The following is a 22,030-nucleotide window of genomic DNA, read 5'->3' as shown; positions in this document are numbered from 1 at the left end:
TACTAGGTCAGGTATCTAATTTCGCACGATCGGATTTCGTAGATAATAATATAGAAGAAACAGGAGAACAAAACATGTTTGTTGATCAAGTAAAAGTAGATGTAAAGGCCGGTAACGGTGGTAACGGCATGGTTGCTTTCCGCCGTGAAAAGTTTGTACCCAATGGTGGCCCAGCTGGTGGTGATGGCGGCCGCGGTGGGAGCGTGGTCTTACAAGCCGATGAAGGGCTACGGACGTTGATGGATTTTCGGTACACGCGGAAATTCAAGGCTGCCGCTGGTGGTAACGGGATGATCAAGCAGATGACTGGTCGTTCTGCGAAGGATACAGTCATTAAGGTGCCGCTTGGGACCACGGTGACGGATGCGGAGACTGGTGAGTTGATTGGTGATATCGTCAGTAAAGATCAACGGCTAGTTGTCGCCAAAGGTGGCCGGGGTGGCCGGGGCAATATTCATTTTGCTAGTCCCAAAAATCCGGCGCCAGAAATTGCTGAAAACGGTGAACCTGGAGATGAACTGACAATTCGAATGGAATTGAAAGTTTTGGCTGATGTTGGCTTAGTCGGGTTTCCTTCAGTTGGTAAGTCGACACTGCTTTCCGTTGTCACGAGTGCTAAGCCGAAGATTGCGGCCTACCATTTTACGACCTTAGTGCCTAATCTCGGGATGGTTCGCTTGGATGACGGTCGCGATTTTGTCATGGCTGATTTGCCTGGCTTGATTGAAGGTGCGGCTAACGGGGTCGGCTTAGGGATTCAGTTCTTGCGGCATATCGAACGGACCCGCGTTATTTTACATCTCATTGATATGAGTGGTGTGGAAGAAAATGATCCGTTTGAAGACTATCATAAAATCAACCATGAGTTGACGAGTTATGATCCTGATCTCTTAAAACGGCCCCAAATCGTGGTGGCGACTAAGATGGATATGCCGGATGCCGAAGCTAATCTGGAAGCCTTTAAGGCGAAGTTAGCGACGGATGATATGTTACCCAACACACCGGCTGTCTTTCCAGTATCGTCGATCACGCAACAGGGACTGAAAGCCTTGTTAGCCAAGACGGCTGACTTATTAGATACGACACCACAATTCCCAATCAAGGGTGTTGACGATTTGAAGCACCGGGATTACACGACTGAGACGAATGCGGACTTTAACATTGATAACCCAGAACCAGGCTTGTTTGTCTTGTCTGGTGAAAAGTTGGAACGACTATTTAAGATGACCAACTTAGACCATGAAGAAAGTCTAATGCGGTTTGCGCGGCAACTGCGTGGTATGGGCGTTGATGACGCTTTACGGGCAGCCGGTGCTAAGAATGATGATACGATTCAAATCTTGGATTACTCGTTCCAATTCATGGATTAGATGTGCTTGAATCGATGGCCAGTTGACGATGCTTGTCACGACAGTCAGATTAATTTCTGGCGGCCAGACCTGCGATAAAATAATAATGGAACAAAAAGCAGCGTGGTTAGGATCTTAACTAACCACGCTGCTTTTTTGGATCTGGGTCCACGTCCTCAGCCGAACAATAGTCGTTGCTGGCTAAGCCGATAGCCAAATAAACGGAGTGGTTGGGACGCGGTCTGTATGTAGAGTTGAGTCTGTCCACTGATTTGGCGGGTACGGGCGTTGAATTGGTCCAGCGTCAGTGGTACTCCAGATCGCGCGGCTACTAATACTAATTGTTGATCAATGAGTGTGACGCTTTGAATGGGATGGGCTTGATTGGTCACGGGTTCCCAATATAGTGGTAGCATTTGTTGTAAATCAGCGGTTGATAAGTTAAAGTCAATGAGTCGCATAGTGGTCACCTCGTATTGAGATACTTTTGTAAGCAAGTATACGATAGTCGATTAGGTTAAGCAATATTGACAGTAATTCATAGTTAGTCGATGACGTTTTTGATGAAAACGGTCACAACCAGTCATGATAGTCAATTTGATGTGAAAATGGGTTGCTGGATGCTGGCAGCTTCAGGTGTGAACAGTTAGTGGTCACCGCGTTATCAGCAGTCGAATTCTTAAAAAACCAGTGCGATAATTTTGGCGTGACATGTTAGAATAAATTGAAGTCATTTTTAAAATGACGATCGGTGGGTGCAATTGTGTTCACCGGTCATGACTTTGCAGTGCTAACAATTGTGTATTGCCGTTAGATTCGGTAAAATAGTTAGCAGACTGTATAGATAGGACGAACAAAAATATGCAATTAGAATTTTTAGGTACCGGTGCCGGTTCACCGGGTAAATTTCGAAACGTCACCAGCACAGCATTGCGGTTATTAGATGAACGGAATGAAGTCTGGTTGTTCGATGTCGGCGAAGGGACGCAACATCAGATTTTACGCACGACGTTAAAGCCCCGCAAAATTGCCAAAATATTTATTACCCATCTACACGGTGATCATATCTTTGGCTTGCCAGGATTATTGAGTTCGCGGTCATTTCAGGGTGGTGACGAGCCATTGACGGTATACGGGCCAGTTGGTGTGCGTGACTTCGTTCAAACGGCGTTGCGGGTCTCTGGTACCCATTTGTCATATCCATTGAAGTTTCATGAAATCACGAAGGCTGAGACGGTCTTTGAAGATGCCACGTTCAAAGTAAGTTGTGAGCCTCTGGATCATCGGATTGCTTGTTTCGGTTACCGGGTGGAAGAAGCTGATCACCCAGGTGAATTACAAGCAGAGCGACTCAAAGCCCTGAACATTCCGAGTGGTCCCGTCTATGGTCAATTAAAAGCCGGCAAAACGGTGACGTTGCCTGATGGTCGGACAATCAATGGACAAGATTACATCGCTGCGCCACAAAAAGGGCGAACAGTAACGATTCTCGGTGATACTCGGCGGACACCGCACGCGGTCAGTTTGGCACAGGATGCGGATGCCTTAGTTCATGAGAGCACGTTCGGAAAAGATGAAGGTAAGTTGGCACATAACTATTACCATTCAACGAGTACCCAAGCAGCTCAGGTGGCCCAGCAAGCCGGTGTTAAGCAGTTGTTATTAACACATATTTCGGCCCGGTATACTGGTAAGTTAAGTAAGGAACTGCAAAAACAAGCACAGAAAGTCTTCAGTCACTCAAAAGTCGTTCGCGACTTTGATGTAATTGATATTCCATTACCTGAGAAAGGTTAGGTCAAGTAAATGACAAACTTAATGGGTAAAACTGTTTTGGTCACTGGCGCATCTAGTGGACTGGGCGAACAATTAGCCCTAGCCGTGGCGAGTCAGGGAGCCAATGTCGTCTTAGCAGCCCGCCGACGTGAACGGCTAACACAAGTGGCTGATCAATGTCGTCTGTTATCACAAGGGCAGGCCGTGGCGATTACTTGTGACGTGGGCCACGTGGCGGACGTTGATCACGTCTTTACAACCATCGATGAGCTATTTGGTCAATTGGATGTGGTCATTAATGCCGCTGGTTTTGGTGATATGACGACGGTAACCGCGATGGATGCAGCGGTGATGGCGAAAATGTTGCGTGTCAATACGTTGGGAACCATGTATGTTAGCCAACTGGCTGCACAGCGAATGGTCAAACAGCAAGCCGGTGAAATTGTTAATATCGCCTCGATGGCTGGCAAAATTGCAACACCGAAGTCGGCCGTTTATGCAGCTAGTAAGGCGGCTGTTATTGCTTATGACAATGCACTACGTCTAGAGTTAAAGGATGCCCATGTTAACGTGCTGACGGTTAATCCGGGCCCCATTAAAACGGACTTTTTTAAGATTGCGGATCCAGCCGGACATTACTTAGAACGCGTCGAGCAGCTGGCATTGAATCCCGTTAAGTTTGCTGAGTTGATTGTGAGCAAACTGGGACATCAACGGCGTGAATTGAATCGGCCCTGGGTGATGTCGGCGGCTAATTTAGGTTATCAGCTGGCACCCAAGCTCGGGGATTGGCTGACGGGGACGGTTTTTAATTTTAAATAGGGGATGAGTTTAATGAAGAATCAATGGCGGTTAGTGAGTGCACTAGTCATTGCGTTAGTCGTGATTATTTTTGCAATTTTAAACGTGGAACCAGTGCGAATCAATTTTGGGATTACAGCGGTTCATTGGCCACTGATCTTGGTCATTGTGGTGACGTTGATCTTAGGCGTTATTACCGCAGTACTGATGGCAACGGTCAATGAATCCAAGGAACGGACCGCCCATAGTGAAGCATTGGCAGCGGCCCAGGCTAAGATTGACAAGTTGACTGCTGAAAATAAGCAATTAACGTTGCGTTTGAATAATAAAGGTAAACAAAAGCGGGCAGTGGTCGAACAACCAACCACGCCAACCGATAAGTAAGTAGTTGAAAGGAAGGATGCCATGTTAGCGGCAAAGAAGAAGTGGGTACCACGCTTGACGACGTCCATTGATGAAGCCGATGTTGATAAGTTGGCTGAGGCGGCTAGCGTGACCCCCTTAGTTGCCCGTCTGTTAATGATGCGGGGCATTAATACGGCCAAAGAAGCCGTGCCATTCCTGCACGCGGATCAACAACCATTGCTGGACCCAATGACCATGCACGACATGGAAAAAGCTGTTGAGCGCATCCAAGAGGCGGTCATTGCTGGGGATCAAATTACCATTTACGGCGATTATGATGCGGATGGGTTAACGAGTACGTCAATCATGTATGAAACGCTGGACCAAATTGGTGCTAACGTGAATTACTATATTCCGGATCGTTTCAAAGATGGCTATGGTCCTAATCAGGCCGCTTTTGACCGGTTGATTGCGGCTGGAACGAAGCTATTTGTGACGGTGGACAACGGTGTCGCGGGAAATGCAGTTATCAATCAGGTGCAGGAACAGGGCATTGATGTCGTGGTGACCGATCATCATGAGTTACCGACTGAATTGCCGCATGCTTACGCCATTGTTCATCCACGACATCCAGAGGGCAGTTATCCATTTGGTGGTCTTTCTGGTGCCGGCGTGGCGTTTAAAGTGGCGACTGCGCTACTTGAAGAGGTTCCGGAAGAATTATTAGACCTGGCCGCCATTGGGACGGTTGCTGACCTGGTAAGTTTAACAGCTGAAAACCGGACTTTGGTGACACTTGGTTTGAAAGTCTTGCAACAGACGACGCGACCGGGTTTAGCAGCGTTGATTCAAGAAGCTGGGTTAGTTCCTGATAAATTGAATGAGACTAGCATTGGTTTTGGAATTGCGCCGCGATTAAACGCGCTGGGTCGGTTGCAGTCGGCTCAAAGTGGTGTTGAATTATTAACGACTTTGGATGATGAACGGGCCACGGCATTGGCTAAACAGGTCAATCAATTGAATGAAAAACGGCAAGGCCTGGTTAAAACAATTAGTGCTAGTGCCATTGAACAGGCACAAACGGCTGATAATCAGGCCCGTCAAACCTTAGTGATTACCGGCCATGGTTGGCATGAAGGGGTTTTGGGTATTGTCGCAAGCCACGTGGTTGAAACGACTGGTAAGCCAACATTAGTGCTAAATGAAGATGACGAAGGTCGTCTCAAGGGTAGTGGCCGGAGTGTTGAGGCGTATAATTTATTCGCTGCGATTGATCCTGTCCGGGAGGCGTTAGTTGCATTTGGTGGTCATCACATGGCGGTTGGCTTGACCGTGATGGCCGATCAACTGGCGACCCTTAAAGCGGCGATGGAAGAAGCAGCGGTCAATCAGCAACTGGCGGCTAACGCGCAGGTCAGTTTGCCAATTGATGGCACGTTACCATTAGCTGAGGCGACCTTGGCAACGCTAGCGGATATTCAAACGTTAGCACCATTTGGGACGGATAATCCGGCGCCAGTGTTTGAATTAACCCCAAACATGATTCCACAGGCGCGAGCGATTGGTAGTGATCAACAGCATTTAAAATTACAACTTGGCGATGAGACGGTTAATGTTGACGCCATTGGTTTTTCAATGGGAGCAGCGTTACCTGCCGTTCAGGCGAGTCCCGCAGATGTCACGCTAGTTGGTGAGTTGAGTGAAAATACTTGGAATGGGCAGACAAAGCCGCAAATTATGATTAAAGATATTGCGGTGACTGGTACCCAAGTGATTGATGCTCGGACGCAACATTTGTCAGCCCATTTATTTCAAGCACCGGGTGTCTATCTTTTCTTCCATCAGCGATTATTGAAAAAAGTTCAACAATACTTAGGATCACAAGTCCAAGCTGTGTGGGTCGGTGATACGACGGTAGAGCTAGCAGCGGTCACGGCCAGTCATGCCGTCTTTGTTGTGGATTGTCCTGATACGCTTGCTGACATGACGCAACTCTTAACCACAATTGCGCTTGATCAGGTGACCCTCTATTTGTACCGGCAAGAATCGGTTTATATGACTGGGATGCCAAATCGTGAACAGTTTGCGAAGCTATTCCAGTTCACCGCTACCCATCATGATGTCGACATTCATCATCAGTTGACCTTAGTTGCTAAACATCTGCATATTGAACGAAATTTGCTTATTTTTATGATTCAGGTGTTTTTTGAGGTTGGATTTGTTAAAATAAATGATGGTGTCATGAATGGCGTTTCGAATCCAGCGAAAGCGGATTTACATCACGCCCCTAGTTATCAGCTACGCGAGCAACAAATCGTTGCTGAAGAAACGCTTTTATATAGTAAATCTGCAGCGCTCCAAGTATGGGTGAAGAACCAGGCTGCGGTTAAGAATTGAAGGAGCTGTTAAGAACAAATGGCATTAGATTTAAAAAAGTATGTGGCTAGTATTCCGGATTATCCCGAACCCGGAATTATTTTTCGTGATATTTCGCCTTTGATGGCTGATGGTGAAGCATACCGTGAAGCCACCGACCAGATCGTGCAGTTTGCGCGTGATAAACATGTTGATATGATTGTCGGTCCTGAAGCGCGGGGCTTTATTGTCGGTTGTCCAGTAGCTTATGAACTGGGTGTTGGTTTTGCACCAGCTCGTAAGAAAGGGAAGCTGCCACGGGAGACCGTAAAAGCAACTTATGATTTAGAATACGGTCAATCAGCACTGTATTTGCATAAAGATGCAATTAAACCTGGTCAAAACGTGCTCGTCACTGATGACTTGCTGGCGACTGGTGGCACCATTTCGGCAACGATTCAAATGGTTGAAGAATTAGGTGGCAATGTGGTTGGAACGGCTTTCTTAGTCGAACTGAAGGATTTGCACGGCCGCGACAAGATAAAAGATTATGATATGTTGAGCTTGATGCAATTTTAAGCTTGAACTAAAAGCTCCGAATGACTGGTATTCCAGTGATTCGGAGCTTTTTTTGACGTTTGCAGGCTGTTTCGTCACTAACCTTGATTACACGACAGTCCAGTGGCCATTCTAATGCGATCAACGATAACATATCAGGCATTATTCCACTTCTCAACAAGTAATTTAACGGAATGTTTATCCACTGATTGAGGATCAGGATCATTTTTTTCAGCATCACTTAACAATTTGATCAAATCTAACCGTAATTGATGTTCGCCTGCTGCTGAAAGGTTTAAGGTGGCATTACTAAAAAAAACATTGGCTTCGTCAGGATGTTGGTGAGTCATTTGTTCCTGGTAAGCCTCAGTAAATTCATGATTCAATAACATGATCCATTGTAAAAGTTGTTGAACATGCGCCTTACTCCAAGTGCCAGAGATATCAGTTAGGTCAGCGTTGCGACTGTCAAGGTCCGCTTGGTTTTGGGGTGTTTCATGGGAGAGATGGGCACTGGAATAATAGTTTTCGGTTAAGTTTTTGACTTGAACTTGATTAACGATAGTCAATAGATCGGCAGCTTGCATTTTGTTGATCGTATAGTACAACTGATTGTTAGGGATATTAGTCTGGGCTGAAATTTGCTTCGTTGTTAGGCCAGTATCTGATTTGGTGGCCTTTAAGATGGCGGCCACTTTTGGATCGGCCATTAACTTTGCAAACTGTGCCAGGGTGTTTTTAGTCATCTTTTTCACCTCACTACTAGCTTAAACATTTGACAAATAAAAATCAAATGTTTAAAATCTGTTTATCGTTTAAATTTATTTAAACGAAAAATAATTTTGAACTGGAAGTGGCGTCATGAAAAATCTAAGTCATAATCGCGCGTTTGTCACGTTAACAGTCGCTGATATTTTTGAGACAATTGGCACTAGCTTATTTAACATTATTTTATTGACGTATGCCCGGACATTCGCGCAGGCTAGTTTGATGGTCTCGCTAGTTTCAGTAGCTACCGTGCTACCCGGTGTTTTTGGTATTATTACTGGTCGGCTGGCGGATACGCAATCCAATAAGCGTGGTTGGTTGGTCGGATTGAAATTTATTCAGGCCATGTTATATATGGTATTGGCACAACTTATTACGAGTAAACAGGTCGGCTTACTATTGATCATTATTGCCATCAATTTATGCTCGGATATCCTTGGGATGATGAGCAGTAGTTTACGGATGCCATTATTACAAGCTAAAGTGACGGCCGATTTACAAGAGGAAGCTTTAGGTATCAATCAAGGCATCGGCGTTTTGGTGCAGACACTGGGTCAAGCTTTGGGAGTGAGCATCTTAGCGGCGACAGGGGATTATCAATTGGCGGGGTATTTGAATGCGGTGACATTTTTACTTGCTGGGGTTGTTTTGCTATGCGGTTATGGTGCCTTAAAATTACCTTCAGTACCAGCCGCAACGACACCACCATTTCGTCAGTTATTGCAACAAGTACGAGTTGCGATGGAAGCCGGTGCACATATGAATGTGCTGGCGCTATTGGCCAGTGTTTTGTTGTTAAACGCGGTTGGGGCCAGTGTTGATGCTTTGTTGAACTTATACTTGATTGATCATGGCGCGGCGTTGCCACTTTCGTTTGGTAGTGCAGTGTTGGTGATGAATACCGCGTTTGTAATTGGGAGTGTCGCGGGTAACTTGCTACATACAGGTTGGTTTCAGAAATGGTCGTTTCGGGCTGTTATGTTGACGACGGTGGTGACTTTTGAAGGCTTGTTCATCAATCTGCTCAGTTGGCAAAACTATTGGGTGGTCGTTACAGTTATGATGATTGGCGGATTTTGTATGGGCCAAGCAAATCCTAAGTTGATGGCGAGTCTGTTAAAAGTAGCTGATCGACAAATTGTTGGGAGCTTAAGTGGAATCATCAACTCGCTTGCCACCATTTCAATTCCGATCGGTAGTGTTGGACTAGTATTATTGGCTAACGTTGTGGGCCCACAAGCGGCGTATTTGACAGCAATGGGATTATTACTGGCTTGTGGCGGGTGTTTATTCATTCGGCGCTGACTAGGTGGTCTGATTGGGGAATACAACTGGCTGGTATGAGTACGCAAAAAGCATCTCGCCGGATTATCAGCGAGATGCTTGAGTCTGATTATTCATTATCACCAATTGGTTCTTTGGTGACGAAGCGGACTGCCGTGCCGTAAGCTGCGACCGATTGCATGTCTTGACTAATTGATCCAGTATCAAAACGCATCATGACAACGGCATCGGCACCCATGGCACTAGCGTTATCGCGTAACCGGTTAACAGCCACATCGCGTGATTCTTCGAGCATCTTGGTGTAGTCCTTAATTTCACCGCCAACGAGACCTTTTAAGCCCGCCCCGATATTACGGACTAGGTTTTTAGATTGCGTTGTTAAACCAAAGACTTCACCCACGACTTCATAAGGGTGCCCTGGGATGTTTTCAGTAGTAGTAACTAATAATTGTGTCATTGACCAAACCTCCTTTTAAAGTTACTGTTATGATAGCATATGTTTATGGGAAAAAGCGACGCCACGCTTTGACGATGAGGCTGGCAGTGCAACGTTTTGAAAGCGCTTTTAAAACGCTTTACGGGAGGCTAACAATGATAAATTTAGAAAACAGTTGGCTTAAGGAAGCCCATCAGTCAATGCACGGTTGGGATTTTGACCATTTGGCGGGACGTTGGCAGACGGAAACGTTGCCGTGGGATTATAAGACATTGGTGCGTGAACGGTTACGACCTGATGCTCAGTGGTTAGATATTGATACGGGTGGCGGTGAATTGATGAGTCAATTTGAGCATCGTCCTGATTTGACTGCCGTTACTGAGGGGTGGCAACCAAATATTGACTTGTTGAGGCAAACGCTCGTCCCAACTGGTGTCACACTTTATCCAGACTCGGCCGAACAATTGACGGCAGTACCGAATGCAACCTTTGATATGGTAACAAATAGTCATGGTGCCATGCCGATAGCTCGGATAGGCGAAGTTTTAAAGCCGGGTGGATGGTTTGTCACACAACAAGTGGGAGCGACCAATAATTATAGCTTATCTCGGTTCTTTGACGAACGGTATCAATCAGCTTATCCGGATAATCATTTGCTGACAGTCGTGACCCGCATGCAGGCGGCCGGGTTTGAAATTCTACGTGCCGACCAAGCGTTTGTTAAAATGAGCTTTAGGGATATTGGCGCAATTGTCTATTATGCAACGGTTATTCCGTGGGAGTTTCCTAATTTTGATGTCACACGGATATTACCTAAATTACATCAACTGCAAGCTTTGCTAGCCGTTAATGGTCAAATTACAACGTTTGAGGATCGATTTGTGATTGTGGCGCATAAACCAAATAGGTGATGTTGAGTTAACGCTTTGATCAATGGGAGACTTATTATCACTTAACAAACGTAACTAGTCGTTAATTATGGCTAAATAAGCGGATTTGAACGGTCAAGGACTTGTGCTTAAGGTTGCTCTGCCTATAATAAATGGTATTCCAATCACGGTTTGTCAACCGTCGTATTTCATTGGAAGCAGGAGTTAGGGGGGGAGCATCATGCGAGTACGTCGTCCGGTTCGGTTCTATCGGTCGTTCTGGTTTTGGCTAAGTGTGGTTTTTCTATGGGTCTCAATTGCTGGGTTTCCGAAGACCTTAGTGACGGTGGGGGACGTGTTGTGTTACGGTATTTTGTTTTTGTTATCGTGTTTTGGTATTATCACATCACTCCTTGTATTTGGCAAAGCAGCGCGTAACCAGGAATGATGAAAAAGTCTGAGTGGTGACCGATAAATAATTGATTGCGATTTTCACGTAATAAAAGCATTTTGACAAATGTATGGTATGAAGTCTCATTTGTTAAAATACTTTTTTGTTGTGCTGACTGCTGCTCTAATAAGAAAAAAAGACGTATATCCTCAAGGCAGCCGTGAAGCTTCGGACCGCACCGTCAACAGATGCTAACGCTGCCAGCAGGGGGAACCAACAAGACTGATCAAGCCATCATTTAGGGTGAATATCGGTGGGTGCGTCAGCCACGTTCGAACGGCTATGCTTATATGGCAACTGGCCCGATAGATAATACATTGGAATACGTGAAGTAAAACGAATCCCCACACTGGCATAAAGGCTGGTGTGGGGATTTTTCGTCGTTCAATAATCTATACGTGGGATTCTGGATAGCTATTCTGTTCTCAATAATTTTCAATATTCACTTTAATCCTGCATATATAAAGGGATTACTCGTTCTCAATCTGTTCTCACTTTGATTCTCTTTTAGCCCTTTACAAAAAACAGAACCCTGACAAACGTTGATTTGTCGGGGTTCTTATTTTTTGAATCTGGTCTCTACTGCTCTAATAAGGAGAGTACAGCCTTTCGAGTGCACTCTCATATCATTGATATCAAGCCTTTTAGCGCTATCATTTTTGTTGAGTGCACCAAAAGTGCACCATGTTAGTTGACCTGAGAGAGGGCTTTTAAGGTCCGTTCGTTTTCCTGTCGTTGGTCTTCTTTAATCATATGAGCGTAGACGTTACGAGTGATGGAACTGTTCTTGTGACCTAATCGTTTTGAGATGTATTCCATCTTCACACCACAGTAGAGTAGGTAACTAGCATGAGTGTGACGTAGGCCGTGAAAGCTAATCCGTTTAATACCCAATGAGTCGTGGTATTTTTTAAGCAGATTATCGCATGCACCTGGAGAGGGAATACGACCACGCTTATTCATGAAAACCAAATGATCTGGGTTGTCCAATTTAACTGCCATTTGTAAAGCGTGTAACGTTTTAAGATGATTTAAAAGATCGTCAGTTACGGTTATTGTCCGAATACTCGATTCGGTTTTAGTTTTCTTGAATTTTTGACCATAAACATAATCCCATGACTTATTAACGCGTACGGTTTTGTTTTGCCAATCAATATCGGGCCAAGTGAGTGCAGAAACCTCGGCCACTCGCATTCCAGTTAGTAAACCAGTGTAGATCATTGATTTGCTGGTAGAGGTTAACTTGATATCCGTATTAACCTCAGCGGCTAGTTTTTGCATGTCCTCGGCATCAAGGTACTTTAACTGTGCTGATTTACCCGCATGACCGCCTAACTCAGCGTGCAGACAGAAATCAGACTTAATTAAGTTATCAGCCACGGCATCAACAACAGCAGCGTGAATATGACCGTGCAGCTTTTCAACGGATGATTTACTATGATAGGGCTGGTCGTCTTTAAGATTACGTTTGGTACGCTGTTGTGAGTTACCATGAACAAAGTCATTAATGAATTGTTGATACCGCAGCCGAGTCATTGCTGATAGTTGGATCTTTGGTAAAAGTTCAGCGATTTGACGGAGAGTGTATCGGTATTCCTGTTCGGTAATTCGTGCAACTTTGCCAAATTTGTAAGTTTCTAGCCATCGTTCATAGTAATCAGAAAAGAGTGTCGTTGTGTCAGTCTTACCAATGGATTTATCAAACTTAGCTTGTTCTAATTCGGTAGCCCATTGTTCAGCTTCTTTTTTGCGAGTGAAACCACTTTTGTTTTTAAAGCATCGTTTGCCGAATTCGTCATAGTAACTGACGCGGACGGCCCACTTACCATTTCTTTTAGTAATACTTGCCATTTTGATTTCCTCCTTAAATTTCACCTAGGCGGGTAGAATTTGAAGGATTGTGGCATCACTTCCTTTCAGGTATAATTAATTTTATAAAAAGGGTAGAGTTATCCTTTGTTATGTATTTGTTCAATTAGCACATCTGACTTCTTGGCGGGAGGGGATGTGCTTTTTTTATTTCCATTTAAAATTAGATGGTGAGAACGATTTTGAGTGACCGACCCTTTCAGAACCATAGTGGACATTGGTCATGATGGCAGAACTGTCTGCACCAATGTCCATACCGTCGATTACGAGCTGTGTTGCAGCTAATTTTTGTGCTCCTTGTCCGACAGTAGTTTTTTGGGCGTCATTTAATCCCATAAAGTCATCATTGACTGTTACAATTAGGCCTCTATTGTGGTCATACGCTAAGGTGTCAATGTAAGTTGCGTAGTCGTATCCTTTTTGACCATCGTTCGCAAATCCTTGATCTTCGCTTAAGCTGGATGACAAGTCTTCATTAAATTTAGCGAGTTTTTTAGAATCCATAGCTTGAAGGATATCATTAGCATCATTACTTTTCTTCGATGAACTACTGCTTTCTTTTTTGCTAGATGCTTCTTTTTTTGAATTCGACTTTGCTACTTTTGAAGTTGATTCTTTCTTGGAGCTAGAACTTGATTCATTTGAAGAGCTAACACAAGCAGTTAAGCTTAACCCGGTTAATAGAATTGTCCCCATGGTCGCGACCTTTTTCATATTCATTTACATATCCTCCAATGATATAATTGTTTTTGTAAAGCAACATAACGTTATTTGAGGCGTTTTACTGTTGATGGCGGTGAAACGCTTTTTTGTAAACTTAGTATATCAGTCTATGCTATTACTATTCGGTTGTAACTCGTGAATTCTTTCAATACGTAATTGAAAATCTCTGATTGCCACTCCGGAGTTACTATGTTCTTTTTGTGCCTGTATTCCAGCCTCTAGAATGTCAATTTCACTGTTATATCGTTTCTGTCGACGATATAGTTTGGCCATAGTTTCAAACACGCCAGGTAACCAATTACCATGGCCGATTATTTTTAATCCATAGGATTCTGTAGCAACATAGTTTTTACTGTGCCAGAGATTGTATAGCTTTCCCGATTGAATTTGGTATCGTTCTATATTTCGGTCCTCTATTTCTATGTCTTTTATTATCCTCTCACTATCTTCTTCAAGGACAGAAGCCATGTTCGCCTTACTAAAAATGTTTAGAATCTTGTTAAACAGGTTCACGGACATTTCCTCTTTCTATGATAGATTCACTGGTTAAATTACAGTTACAGACTAAATACGCCTTGACTAATCTTAATACCCAGTTCCTGTTCGGCTACGTTTCGAATAAATAATAAATGTTTGGTTTCGAGCTGGTAGCTCTCAGCGAATCTGAGAATATTAAAATCGCCTGGTTCAATATCAGTCGTATTTAAGTAGTTCTTAATCATAATATAGAATGCGCCACGGTTCGCACGCGATTCTATTTTTGAATTTGAGACCATACTAGTATCGATGAGTGGCTCAACAGTTGGGTCGAGTAAGCAGTGTTGCAACTCATGGCATTTTACAAATATGGGTGACTTAGTATTTTCATTAATAAAAAAGGTTCTAGTCAACGGTAGTGAGTAACCGTTGATATTATCTGGTAAGTCACTAGTATAGTGGTAAGCAATCCCAAAATGACGGATTAGACGATCAGGGTCCCAAGTTCCTAACGTTTCCATATCAGTCAACGCTTCTTGCAAGGTGTCATAAATCATCTAATCACTTCATTTCCCATCAGTTTTTTTGCCATTATTATCGTAACCACCATATTTACGTAGTCGGTCTTGTCCTTCCTTACTTTCAAGGTAAGTTTTGACAAGCGCACGAATAGCAGCCTGGTCCTCATCGGATAAAGCATGATCACGTTGTGTAAGTGGCGCAACACTATTAACGATGTCATCAACGTCAATGTGTTTTGGTTCATCCGATTGAACAGTGCTTTCGCTTCCAAGCAAATCGGCGACAGAGACGTCTAGAACTTTGGCAACTTTTTGTAGGCTAGCGGTACTGGGTGTTTTTGCATCCCAGCGATAAATGCTATTTTTTCCTAAACCTGCTTTTTCAGCTAAAGTTTGTAGTGACCATCCGCGTTGCTTAGAAAGTTTTTTTATTCTTTCTAATGTAGTCATATCAACACTCCTAAGGGTATTGATGAAATTATTATCACAAATGGTGGAATATAAGTTTGACTTTTTATCACAAATGATTGATAATGAATTCATCAAGTAATTGAGCAACAAGAAACGGGCAACTTCACAGCGTAACTTTGGTAGGAAAGGCTAGAAGATGGCTTTTTGTATGCTTATTTCTTATACATTGATTTTATCACATATGGTAGAAAATGCAATAACTTGATAAATAAATTACTGAGGAGGGTTGAAAATGACTGAGGAAAAATTAATTAATGGTGCCAAAGCAATTACGACCAAAATTAAGATTGGATTATTTGAACGTGATATGAGTCAAGTTGAATTAGCCAAATTGATTGGTGAGGGCCCTACACAGGTAAATCGAGCAATTCATGCGGATATGTCACCTAAGTCTATCGATATTCGACAAAAAATTTACCGCGTATTAAATATTGAAAACTAGGAAGGAACGATGAAAATGCAAGACGTAGAACAAATCAAATTTAATGGAGAACTGATTTTGACTACAGAGCAATTAGCTGAGTTTTATGGGGCAACGAACACAGCGATTAAACAAAATTTCGCCAATAACAAGACTAAGTTTATTGAAGGTATCCATTATTATTTGCTTAAAGCAAACAGTTTGAAACAATTTAAAAGCCAGGTAGAAAATTTCGACTTGCCTATTAATAAATTTTCTAGTCATTTGTATCTGTGGACTAAGCGTGGCGCCAGTCGGCATTCAAAAATGCTAGGTACTGATCGAGCCTGGGATATGTTTGACGAGTTGGAAGAAAATTATTTTAATCCATCACGTCCAGCATTACCAACGTCACCACGTGAACTTGCAAAATTGGCACTGGACGCAAATGAGGAAACTAACCAGCGATTGGATGATGTTGAGGATGATTTAAAAGACCTAAAAGAGAACCAAGTTATTCCTCAGCCAGATTACAATATTCTGGCACGTCGGATTAATCAGCGAGTATCTGAGGTATCAAATAGCTATGGCAGCATTACTCAAAAGCAGCGTGGCGAATTATTCAAAGACATTAATGGCGGTGTCAAGAAGATTGCCGGTGTAAGCGCTCGGTCGATGTTGCGGAAAAAGGATTATCGGATGGTAATGGACTTCGTTAATGACTGGGAGCCATCGACCGCCACAAAGACCATTATTCGACAAACATCATTAGGCTTATATGAATAAGGTTCAGAGGGGGTAGCCAAATGGACAGTTTAGTAGCTTCCTTATCGAAGCTCTTTAAACAAGCATATGAACAGGGAGTTGCAGACGGTCGCAGTCAGCAGACCGTTAAGCATAAAATGATTGGACGTAAAGATTTCTACTCTGAGTTTGGTATCAAAGTAGATTCATTCGACAAACACTATCGTGATAAAGAAGGATTTCCAAAACCAGAGGGAGATGGAAAATGGTACGCACCAGCAGTCGATAAATGGTTATTGAATCATCAGAATTTAAGTAACTAAAACCTAGGCGGGTAGATGATGGTTCAATATAAGCTTAATTGGAGGGAAAATAATGATCGTATTACCAAATTGGGTAGCAGTAGTGCTACTAACATGGGTGGTAACAACATTGTGGTTTAAGCGACATGAAATTAGAGACTGGTTTGGAATTTAAAAAGGAGGTTTTAACTATGTATGATGAATCGATTAATTACGCGCTTAGTATGCGACGGCATAATACGATTCGGGCCAATGAAGAGACTTTGCTAACTGATATTCAGTTTGCTGTTGGTTGCAACGTTATCGAACGAAATAGCACGAAGAAGTATTCAGAGGAGTTCCTAGAAGCATTAGGTGACAACGGCGTGATAGTAGTAACACCTGAGCAGAAAGCCGATAAATGGATTTTTCGCTTACCGGATGAGGAGGGCAATTATGACAATTATTAGTGTTGGTGATCGTGTAACTTATCCAAGCGTTATGTCAGCTGGACAGCTCATTATTGCTGGAGGCGTTGGCAAAGTCGTTGAAATTAAACCTGACTTGTTTGGTAAGTCATCACGGCGGATTGCTGTAGTTGAAGCGTCCGGACGTAAGTTTGAGATTTTTATTTCTGCACTGAGCCAAGTGAATTAGAAAGGAAAACTGATTATGAGAAAAGTACCGCATAAGCCATTCGAAATTTGGCTAAAACAACAAAATACCCACGACCGGATGCAACCAGTCGTAGGTACCGCGTTAGACGCATATCTTATCAAACTACGTGTCTATCATACGCCCAAACCACATTTATGGCAACGAGTATGGGGGTGCAAAGATGGTAACAAGTAACTTAAATACTGCCATTTTATCGGTAATCGAAACGGGTATTGCAATCTATGGTCGTACTCCGTGCGATGAAATGACACCAGCTGATTATGAGGTGTTTTGTAACTTGAAGTAGGCCCGCAATCTTAAATTGCAATTGATTCAGGGAGGTATTTAGATGACCGATAAAGAAACGGATGTACCAAAAGTAGAGAAAGTTACGCCAGAAAAACGAGTTGAGTTACAAGCGGCATTTAATACTGGATTGGCTAAGTTCCGGTCTCAAGTTAAGGCCCCAGCCAAAAATGGACACGTTAATTACGGAACGAAAAATGGCAATAACAAAAAATACGATTATGTTCTACTGGATGACTTAATCAAATCGATTGACGATGGCTTGAAAGCGACTGGATTAGCTTGGTATCAGGAAGCTGAAATCGATATGAAAGTCATCCGTGTGCGGACAATCATCGTGCATACAACTGGTTTTGTTTACCATTCACCGTGGATGAAGTTTACAACGAACGGCCAGCCCCAGGAAGCTGGGAGCGCGATCACTTATGCTAAACGGTATTCGTTAGGAGCCTCATTCGGTGTGAGTTCCGAGGTTGATGATGACGGAGCTGCAACGAGCGCCCCGGCGGCATCACCGAGTATTGCTCAACACAGTGGTGGACAACGCCAACAGCGTGGCGGTGTTAACCAGCGACGCCAGAATAACAATCAAACTAATACTAGTAGTGGTCCCTTGAAGCAAGCAATGCATCAAATCGAATTAATCAGTCAAGCTACGGGGCGTGACCAACCTGATATTTATCAAGAACTAATGGGACAAACGGGCTACGTCGATGCTGAGCTGAATACGACCAGTAATGCTGTGAAGTTCTTCAATGCTGCTAAGCAAATGCGGCACGATTTGGAAGGTGGAAACGTATGAATGTGGTAAGTCTATATGGTCGAATTACGAATGATTTAGAGCTGAAGTATACGCAGAGTGGTAAAGCTGTTTTAAGTTTTAGCATTGCGGTGCGTGGCTATGGTGATAACAGTAACTTTATTCGTTGCCAAGCATGGGAAAAACGCGCTGAAATGCTGACGAAGTATTTTCACAAAGGCAGTCGAATCGGGATCACAGGACAGTTGATCAGTGGCAAATATGAGAGTAATGGTCAAACTCATTACACGCAAGATGTCGTCGTTAATACGGTTGACTTTGTGGATAGCAAGCAAGAGTCAGCCCAACAACGACAGCGGGCTGACACAGCGGATGCGGCCCAACAAGCGCAAGCAGGTATTAACGCACAAAATCCACAACACAATCCATTTGAAAACAATGGCAAGCAGATTGACATCAGTGATGCTGATATGCCGTTTTAGGAAGGTGGTCCATTATGGCTGAAAAAACGTATTACTGGATCAAGTTACAAATGGACTTTTTTAAATCCCCAGCAGTGCGCTTATTGCGCCGGATGTCGGGTGGCGACACCTACGCTGTTATTTATTTGGAGATGATTCTGCTATCGCTTGAGAATGGTGGCTATATCTACTTTACGGGGATTGGTAAAGATTTTTCTGAGGAGCTAGGGCTGATTCTTGAGGAGCAACAAGTCGATGTTGAGTTTTTATTAACGTTTTTGAATGCGAAACATTTGATTGAATATTCTGATGAAGATGCAAGTGCCTTTCGATTTGCGGATGATGTTACAGAAGGCTTAGTTGGCAAGGAAAGTTCATCAGCTAAGCGCGTGCGGGCCTACCGTAAACGTCAAAAAGCGTTACAAAGTAACAGTGATGTAACAGGACGTAACGTAGAGAAAGAGAAAGAGAAAGAATTAGAACTAGATTTAGAGCAAGAGTCAGAACAAGAAAAAGAATCAGGAGCAGACCAAACAGCGCAACGTGCGGACCTACCCGCACCATCCGTGTCACTAGAAAATGAATTTGACCTGATTTGGAATCAATATCCAAATAAAAAGGGAAAGAAGCAAGCGTTCGCCCATTATAAAATATGGCGTAAACAGAGTATCAAGCATACTAATGACTACTTGTTGGAACGATTACGCCTGTATCAACAGGATTTGGCTGCCAATAAGTGGAAACAACCAATGAACGGGTCGACCTGGTTTAATGGTCGCTTCGATGATGATTATCAGGCACCGAGTGCTAACCGACATGCGAATGGGTTTGCATTAGAAGACCGTGATGTTGCGGATGATGATTTGCCATGGTAAAACCCACAAAAATACAGGAATCAATTGAGCGGTTGATGAACAGTCGGTTTGAAACCTATGGCGTGAATTGCCCAAACTGTGGCACACCACTGTTACGGCCCAAGACGGTTGACTCAGTGACTGGTAGAAAACTAGCTGGGGCTTGCCCAGGAGTGATTACCTACACTGAGAATGGACAACTGCGCCGCAAGAAGTGTGGGTATACCGAACCTGTTGCACAGCGAACGATTCCAACGGCCACAGAATTAACGACGGTCGCACATCGCAATGATGCCTTGGGCTATCTGAGAACCTATAGCGTGACTAGTAGTTCTGATGTCATGCGGCACCGTTTTAAGAACTATATGGCGACGGATGAGCCTGAGAGACGAGTGCTAGTGAGGTGTCAGCAAATAGCGAAGCAGATTGCTGATGGCAAAACTGTGCATAGTCTATTAATTGGCAAAACGGGTCGTGGTAAGACGCACTTAGCAATGGGAATGCTATATGCCGTGTTGGCTCAAACAGGGTATAAGACAACTAAGCAGGTTACAAAAAATGGCGAGACTAAAACCGTCTATGTCAGTTGGAAGGCACTATTTATTGACTGGCATGAGCTTATTGAGTTGCAAAAACAGTCGTTTAAAGACGATACGTTGAAGCGACAGGTTAACAAAATTTTATTTGAAATTAAACAGGCCGATGTAGTCGTACTAGATGACTTTGGCAGTGAACGTGATACCGAATACTCGCAAGACTTAGTAGATCGGTTTTGGCGTGATCGGGAGAACAAGACGGTGATTGTGACGACTAACTTAGATGGTAAGGGTCTCGAAAATCGTTACGGCGCGCGAACATTAAGTCGAATGAAGAATTACGGTGTTGGTAATGGTGTTGCATTCAGTGCAATCAAGGATTATCGCGGTGAAGTATAAAGTGAGGTGCAAAAAATGGAATGTGAATTATGTCATGGGACTAAGGTCGTGCATCCGCAGACGATGCTCGGTGTATTCAACATTGGGCCGTGTCCCAACTGTACGGAGATCGTGCATGAACAGTATACGGAGGAGCTGGTAGAGATTGCCACAAGCAATGGGGCGCGTGCTAGAAATCAAGGACAACATTGTGACAATCGAACTAACCCAGTCCGACCAGTTGCAATATCTAGTGTCGAATGGTGAAGTTGGCTTGCTTTACGATGATGGGCGCCATATTACGGCCGCTCAGCAGCACAAGATATATGCCTTGCTGGGTGAGATTGACCGTTGGGCGGGCAACTACTTACCTGAGTTGACTAAGACACAAATGAAGGAGCAGTACGCGCTATATAGCGGAATCTATGACGGCTTTTCGTTGGCAAACTGTTCGGAGACGGTGGCAACCAACTTTATTGAATACCTAATTGATTTTTGTCTAGCGTGGAACGTACCATTTCTAACACGAACGTTGGATGAAGTGCAAGGTCAGTATGGCTGGGAGCGGACTTGTCTCAAGTATAAGAAATGCTGCATTTGTGGCAACCATGCGGATGTCGCGCATGTTCACGCTGTCGGCATTGGTCGTGATCGTAATCATATCAAACACATTGGTAATCAGGTGATGCCACTGTGTCGGGTTCATCATAATCAACAGCATAATATCGGAATTTATAGTTTCATGGCGAAATATCATATTAAAGGGGTTCGGGTTACGCCTGACGTTGCGGCGATGTTAAGGCTTGGCGATTGGCGGACTGAGCCAGGAGACCCAATCACCTTAACGGAGGCCCAAAATGAAGAGATTTAATCATCAAATACTGTTAGCGGCTGTACAGGTAGTGGAACAGCAATATGGTAGTGTCACTGATGCACCGCCAGATGCGTTGAAGCAGGTACATGCAATATCTGCTTGTATGCCAGATGCTTTGCCGACGCTCACGCACTATGAGCTACTGGTAATGAAAAGAGTGATTGCAAATGAAATATCACTGACAAAGTGTAGTCAGATGATTGGTCACAGCAATACCTGGCTAAAACCACGCTTGCTGGCAGTGATTGACGGCAATTATTTTTTATCGGAGGAAAATTATGACGAAACAACGGAAACACACCAAGAAATCAACGGTTAAGAAGAAACGGCGGCGGATGCGCATGAATGCTGACAAACATAGTCGTGAAAATTCAGAGCGCTTGCGGATGGTACATGATTATGCACCTTACCAGGTAACGAGAGGTGATAACGGATGCGAGAACTAATTGAGCAGTTGGGCAATATTTGTATTTTGGGACTCATTATCGCGGCATGGATTGCTGCGTTGATTTTCGAAACCTGGTTCGCAATCACAATTTGGAACGTTCTATTTTGAGGTGCAATGTGAAATTAATATTGGACGCTATCGGCTACCAACCATTGTTTGGCAATAAACGTGGCAAGACCCATTGGCTGGTATTCATGAAAGAGAGCAGCATAGCATGATAATCGTCAAGGAACCAACTAACGAGGAACGTAAGCGGGCGTTTGAAGCGTTCGAGGAGG

31 protein-coding genes and 1 pseudogene are annotated in these 22,030 nt (G+C 43.7%); 24 read left to right on the top strand and 8 right to left on the bottom strand.

Annotated features, from left to right (window positions below):
* Window positions 1-74 precede the first annotated feature (74 nt).
* Window positions 75-1,370, top strand: a complete 1,296-nt coding sequence (gene obgE / locus LP667_RS09175; protein ID WP_021732049.1) for a GTPase ObgE — start codon at window positions 75-77, stop codon at window positions 1,368-1,370.
* Window positions 1,371-1,525: 155 nt separating this feature from the next.
* On the opposite strand, the gene LP667_RS09170 is transcribed toward obgE, so the two are convergent.
* Window positions 1,526-1,810 carry a hypothetical protein gene (locus LP667_RS09170; RefSeq protein ID WP_021732048.1) on the bottom strand — a complete coding sequence of 95 codons (285 nt, stop codon included), beginning with the start codon at window positions 1,808-1,810 and terminating at the stop codon, window positions 1,526-1,528.
* A 400-nt stretch (window positions 1,811-2,210) separates the two neighbouring features.
* Between LP667_RS09170 and rnz the strand changes: the two genes are divergently transcribed.
* Genes rnz through LP667_RS09145 form a run of 5 tightly spaced genes read left to right on the top strand, consistent with a single transcriptional unit; the run spans window position 2,211 to window position 7,205 of the window.
* On the top strand, window positions 2,211-3,146 hold the full coding sequence (gene rnz, locus LP667_RS09165; RefSeq protein ID WP_021732047.1) for a ribonuclease Z: 936 nt from the start codon (window positions 2,211-2,213) through the stop codon (window positions 3,144-3,146).
* A 9-nt stretch (window positions 3,147-3,155) separates the two neighbouring features.
* Complete coding sequence (locus LP667_RS09160) at window positions 3,156-3,947, top strand: SDR family NAD(P)-dependent oxidoreductase (protein ID WP_021732046.1); 792 nt, start codon at window positions 3,156-3,158, stop codon at window positions 3,945-3,947.
* A gap of 12 nt (window positions 3,948-3,959) precedes the next feature.
* A complete protein-coding gene (locus LP667_RS09155) occupies window positions 3,960-4,310 on the top strand; it encodes a LapA family protein (RefSeq protein ID WP_021732045.1) in 351 nt (116 codons plus the stop codon).
* A gap of 21 nt (window positions 4,311-4,331) precedes the next feature.
* Window positions 4,332-6,668, top strand: a complete 2,337-nt coding sequence (gene recJ, locus LP667_RS09150) for a single-stranded-DNA-specific exonuclease RecJ (protein ID WP_021732044.1) — start codon at window positions 4,332-4,334, stop codon at window positions 6,666-6,668.
* Between the two features lie 18 nt (window positions 6,669-6,686).
* The gene (locus LP667_RS09145) at window positions 6,687-7,205 is read left to right on the top strand and encodes an adenine phosphoribosyltransferase (protein WP_021732043.1); all 519 of its coding nucleotides are present in this window, start codon (window positions 6,687-6,689) and stop codon (window positions 7,203-7,205) included.
* A gap of 134 nt (window positions 7,206-7,339) precedes the next feature.
* Here LP667_RS09145 and LP667_RS09140 read toward each other — a convergent pair whose 3' ends face one another.
* Complete coding sequence (locus LP667_RS09140; protein ID WP_021732042.1) at window positions 7,340-7,930, bottom strand: winged helix-turn-helix domain-containing protein; 591 nt, start codon at window positions 7,928-7,930, stop codon at window positions 7,340-7,342.
* Window positions 7,931-8,045: 115 nt separating this feature from the next.
* Between LP667_RS09140 and LP667_RS09135 the strand changes: the two genes are divergently transcribed.
* A complete protein-coding gene (locus tag LP667_RS09135) occupies window positions 8,046-9,257 on the top strand; it encodes an MFS transporter (protein WP_021732041.1) in 1,212 nt (403 codons plus the stop codon).
* Window positions 9,258-9,345: 88 nt separating this feature from the next.
* Here LP667_RS09135 and LP667_RS09130 read toward each other — a convergent pair whose 3' ends face one another.
* Window positions 9,346-9,693, bottom strand: coding sequence for a heavy metal-binding domain-containing protein (locus LP667_RS09130; protein WP_021732040.1), 348 nt, complete (start codon window positions 9,691-9,693; stop codon window positions 9,346-9,348).
* Between the two features lie 134 nt (window positions 9,694-9,827).
* Between LP667_RS09130 and LP667_RS09125 the strand changes: the two genes are divergently transcribed.
* Window positions 9,828-10,583 carry a class I SAM-dependent methyltransferase gene (locus LP667_RS09125; RefSeq protein ID WP_021732039.1) on the top strand — a complete coding sequence of 252 codons (756 nt, stop codon included), beginning with the start codon at window positions 9,828-9,830 and terminating at the stop codon, window positions 10,581-10,583.
* A 199-nt stretch (window positions 10,584-10,782) separates the two neighbouring features.
* Entirely contained in the window at window positions 10,783-10,989 is a 207-nt protein-coding gene (locus LP667_RS09120; protein WP_021732038.1) for a hypothetical protein, read from the top strand.
* 690 nt (window positions 10,990-11,679) lie between these two features.
* On the opposite strand, the gene LP667_RS09110 is transcribed toward LP667_RS09120, so the two are convergent.
* The 5 genes from LP667_RS09110 to LP667_RS09090 all read right to left on the bottom strand — a co-directional run bounded on the left by LP667_RS09110 (window position 11,680) and on the right by LP667_RS09090 (window position 15,125).
* Window positions 11,680-12,843, bottom strand: a complete 1,164-nt coding sequence (locus tag LP667_RS09110) for a site-specific integrase (RefSeq protein ID WP_056988829.1) — start codon at window positions 12,841-12,843, stop codon at window positions 11,680-11,682.
* A 165-nt stretch (window positions 12,844-13,008) separates the two neighbouring features.
* The gene (locus tag LP667_RS09105) at window positions 13,009-13,581 is read right to left on the bottom strand and encodes a hypothetical protein (protein ID WP_056988231.1); all 573 of its coding nucleotides are present in this window, start codon (window positions 13,579-13,581) and stop codon (window positions 13,009-13,011) included.
* Window positions 13,582-13,686: 105 nt separating this feature from the next.
* Window positions 13,687-14,052, bottom strand: a complete 366-nt coding sequence (locus tag LP667_RS09100) for a hypothetical protein (protein WP_147374850.1) — start codon at window positions 14,050-14,052, stop codon at window positions 13,687-13,689.
* 89 nt (window positions 14,053-14,141) lie between these two features.
* On the bottom strand, window positions 14,142-14,618 hold the full coding sequence (locus LP667_RS09095) for a M78 family metallopeptidase domain-containing protein (RefSeq protein ID WP_056988233.1): 477 nt from the start codon (window positions 14,616-14,618) through the stop codon (window positions 14,142-14,144).
* Window positions 14,619-14,627: 9 nt separating this feature from the next.
* Entirely contained in the window at window positions 14,628-15,125 is a 498-nt protein-coding gene (locus tag LP667_RS09090) for a helix-turn-helix domain-containing protein (protein WP_244926159.1), read from the bottom strand.
* 160 nt (window positions 15,126-15,285) lie between these two features.
* Between LP667_RS09090 and LP667_RS09085 the strand changes: the two genes are divergently transcribed.
* The 15 genes and pseudogenes from LP667_RS09085 to LP667_RS17035 all read left to right on the top strand — a co-directional run.
* On the top strand, window positions 15,286-15,495 hold the full coding sequence (locus LP667_RS09085; protein ID WP_056988234.1) for a helix-turn-helix domain-containing protein: 210 nt from the start codon (window positions 15,286-15,288) through the stop codon (window positions 15,493-15,495).
* 15 nt (window positions 15,496-15,510) lie between these two features.
* Window positions 15,511-16,239: an ORF6N domain-containing protein gene (locus tag LP667_RS09080; RefSeq protein WP_056988318.1), complete on the top strand. Its 729-nt coding sequence runs from the start codon at window positions 15,511-15,513 to the stop codon at window positions 16,237-16,239.
* 20 nt (window positions 16,240-16,259) lie between these two features.
* Window positions 16,260-16,520, top strand: a complete 261-nt coding sequence (locus tag LP667_RS09075; protein WP_056988235.1) for a hypothetical protein — start codon at window positions 16,260-16,262, stop codon at window positions 16,518-16,520.
* Between the two features lie 170 nt (window positions 16,521-16,690).
* Entirely contained in the window at window positions 16,691-16,948 is a 258-nt protein-coding gene (locus tag LP667_RS09070) for a hypothetical protein (protein ID WP_056988236.1), read from the top strand.
* A complete protein-coding gene (locus tag LP667_RS09065) occupies window positions 16,935-17,135 on the top strand; it encodes a hypothetical protein (protein ID WP_056988237.1) in 201 nt (66 codons plus the stop codon). Before LP667_RS09070 ends, LP667_RS09065 begins: the two co-directional genes overlap by 14 nt.
* A gap of 15 nt (window positions 17,136-17,150) precedes the next feature.
* The gene (locus tag LP667_RS09060; protein WP_121018927.1) at window positions 17,151-17,330 is read left to right on the top strand and encodes a hypothetical protein; all 180 of its coding nucleotides are present in this window, start codon (window positions 17,151-17,153) and stop codon (window positions 17,328-17,330) included.
* A 154-nt stretch (window positions 17,331-17,484) separates the two neighbouring features.
* Window positions 17,485-18,243: an ERF family protein gene (locus LP667_RS09055; RefSeq protein WP_056988238.1), complete on the top strand. Its 759-nt coding sequence runs from the start codon at window positions 17,485-17,487 to the stop codon at window positions 18,241-18,243.
* Window positions 18,240-18,683 (top strand): single-stranded DNA-binding protein, encoded by a 444-nt coding sequence (locus LP667_RS09050; RefSeq protein ID WP_056988239.1) that lies wholly within the window; start codon window positions 18,240-18,242, stop codon window positions 18,681-18,683. Before LP667_RS09055 ends, LP667_RS09050 begins: the two co-directional genes overlap by 4 nt.
* A 14-nt stretch (window positions 18,684-18,697) precedes the next feature.
* Window positions 18,698-19,537 (top strand): phage replisome organizer N-terminal domain-containing protein, encoded by an 840-nt coding sequence (locus LP667_RS17040; RefSeq protein ID WP_056988240.1) that lies wholly within the window; start codon window positions 18,698-18,700, stop codon window positions 19,535-19,537.
* On the top strand, window positions 19,531-20,451 hold the full coding sequence (locus LP667_RS09040) for an ATP-binding protein (protein ID WP_056988241.1): 921 nt from the start codon (window positions 19,531-19,533) through the stop codon (window positions 20,449-20,451). The genes LP667_RS17040 and LP667_RS09040 overlap by 7 nt, the downstream gene beginning before the upstream one ends.
* Before the next feature lie 145 nt (window positions 20,452-20,596).
* Window positions 20,597-21,301: a putative HNHc nuclease gene (locus LP667_RS09035; RefSeq protein ID WP_056988242.1), complete on the top strand. Its 705-nt coding sequence runs from the start codon at window positions 20,597-20,599 to the stop codon at window positions 21,299-21,301.
* Window positions 21,288-21,623 (top strand): hypothetical protein, encoded by a 336-nt coding sequence (locus LP667_RS09030; protein WP_056988243.1) that lies wholly within the window; start codon window positions 21,288-21,290, stop codon window positions 21,621-21,623. The genes LP667_RS09035 and LP667_RS09030 overlap by 14 nt, the downstream gene beginning before the upstream one ends.
* A complete protein-coding gene (locus LP667_RS16735) occupies window positions 21,583-21,750 on the top strand; it encodes a hypothetical protein (protein ID WP_156648173.1) in 168 nt (55 codons plus the stop codon). The genes LP667_RS09030 and LP667_RS16735 overlap by 41 nt, the downstream gene beginning before the upstream one ends.
* Window positions 21,738-21,860, top strand: a complete 123-nt coding sequence (locus tag LP667_RS17240) for a hypothetical protein (protein ID WP_262880027.1) — start codon at window positions 21,738-21,740, stop codon at window positions 21,858-21,860. Before LP667_RS16735 ends, LP667_RS17240 begins: the two co-directional genes overlap by 13 nt.
* A gap of 17 nt (window positions 21,861-21,877) precedes the next feature.
* A pseudogene (locus tag LP667_RS17035) lies at window positions 21,878-21,970 on the top strand (SAM-dependent methyltransferase); the annotation flags it as partial.
* Window positions 21,971-22,030 lie beyond the last annotated feature (60 nt).

The sequence above is a fragment of the Lactiplantibacillus paraplantarum genome (assembly GCF_003641145.1).
Classification (GTDB): domain Bacteria; phylum Bacillota; class Bacilli; order Lactobacillales; family Lactobacillaceae; genus Lactiplantibacillus; species Lactiplantibacillus paraplantarum.
This window is presented reverse-complemented; position numbering and strand designations above follow the sequence as displayed.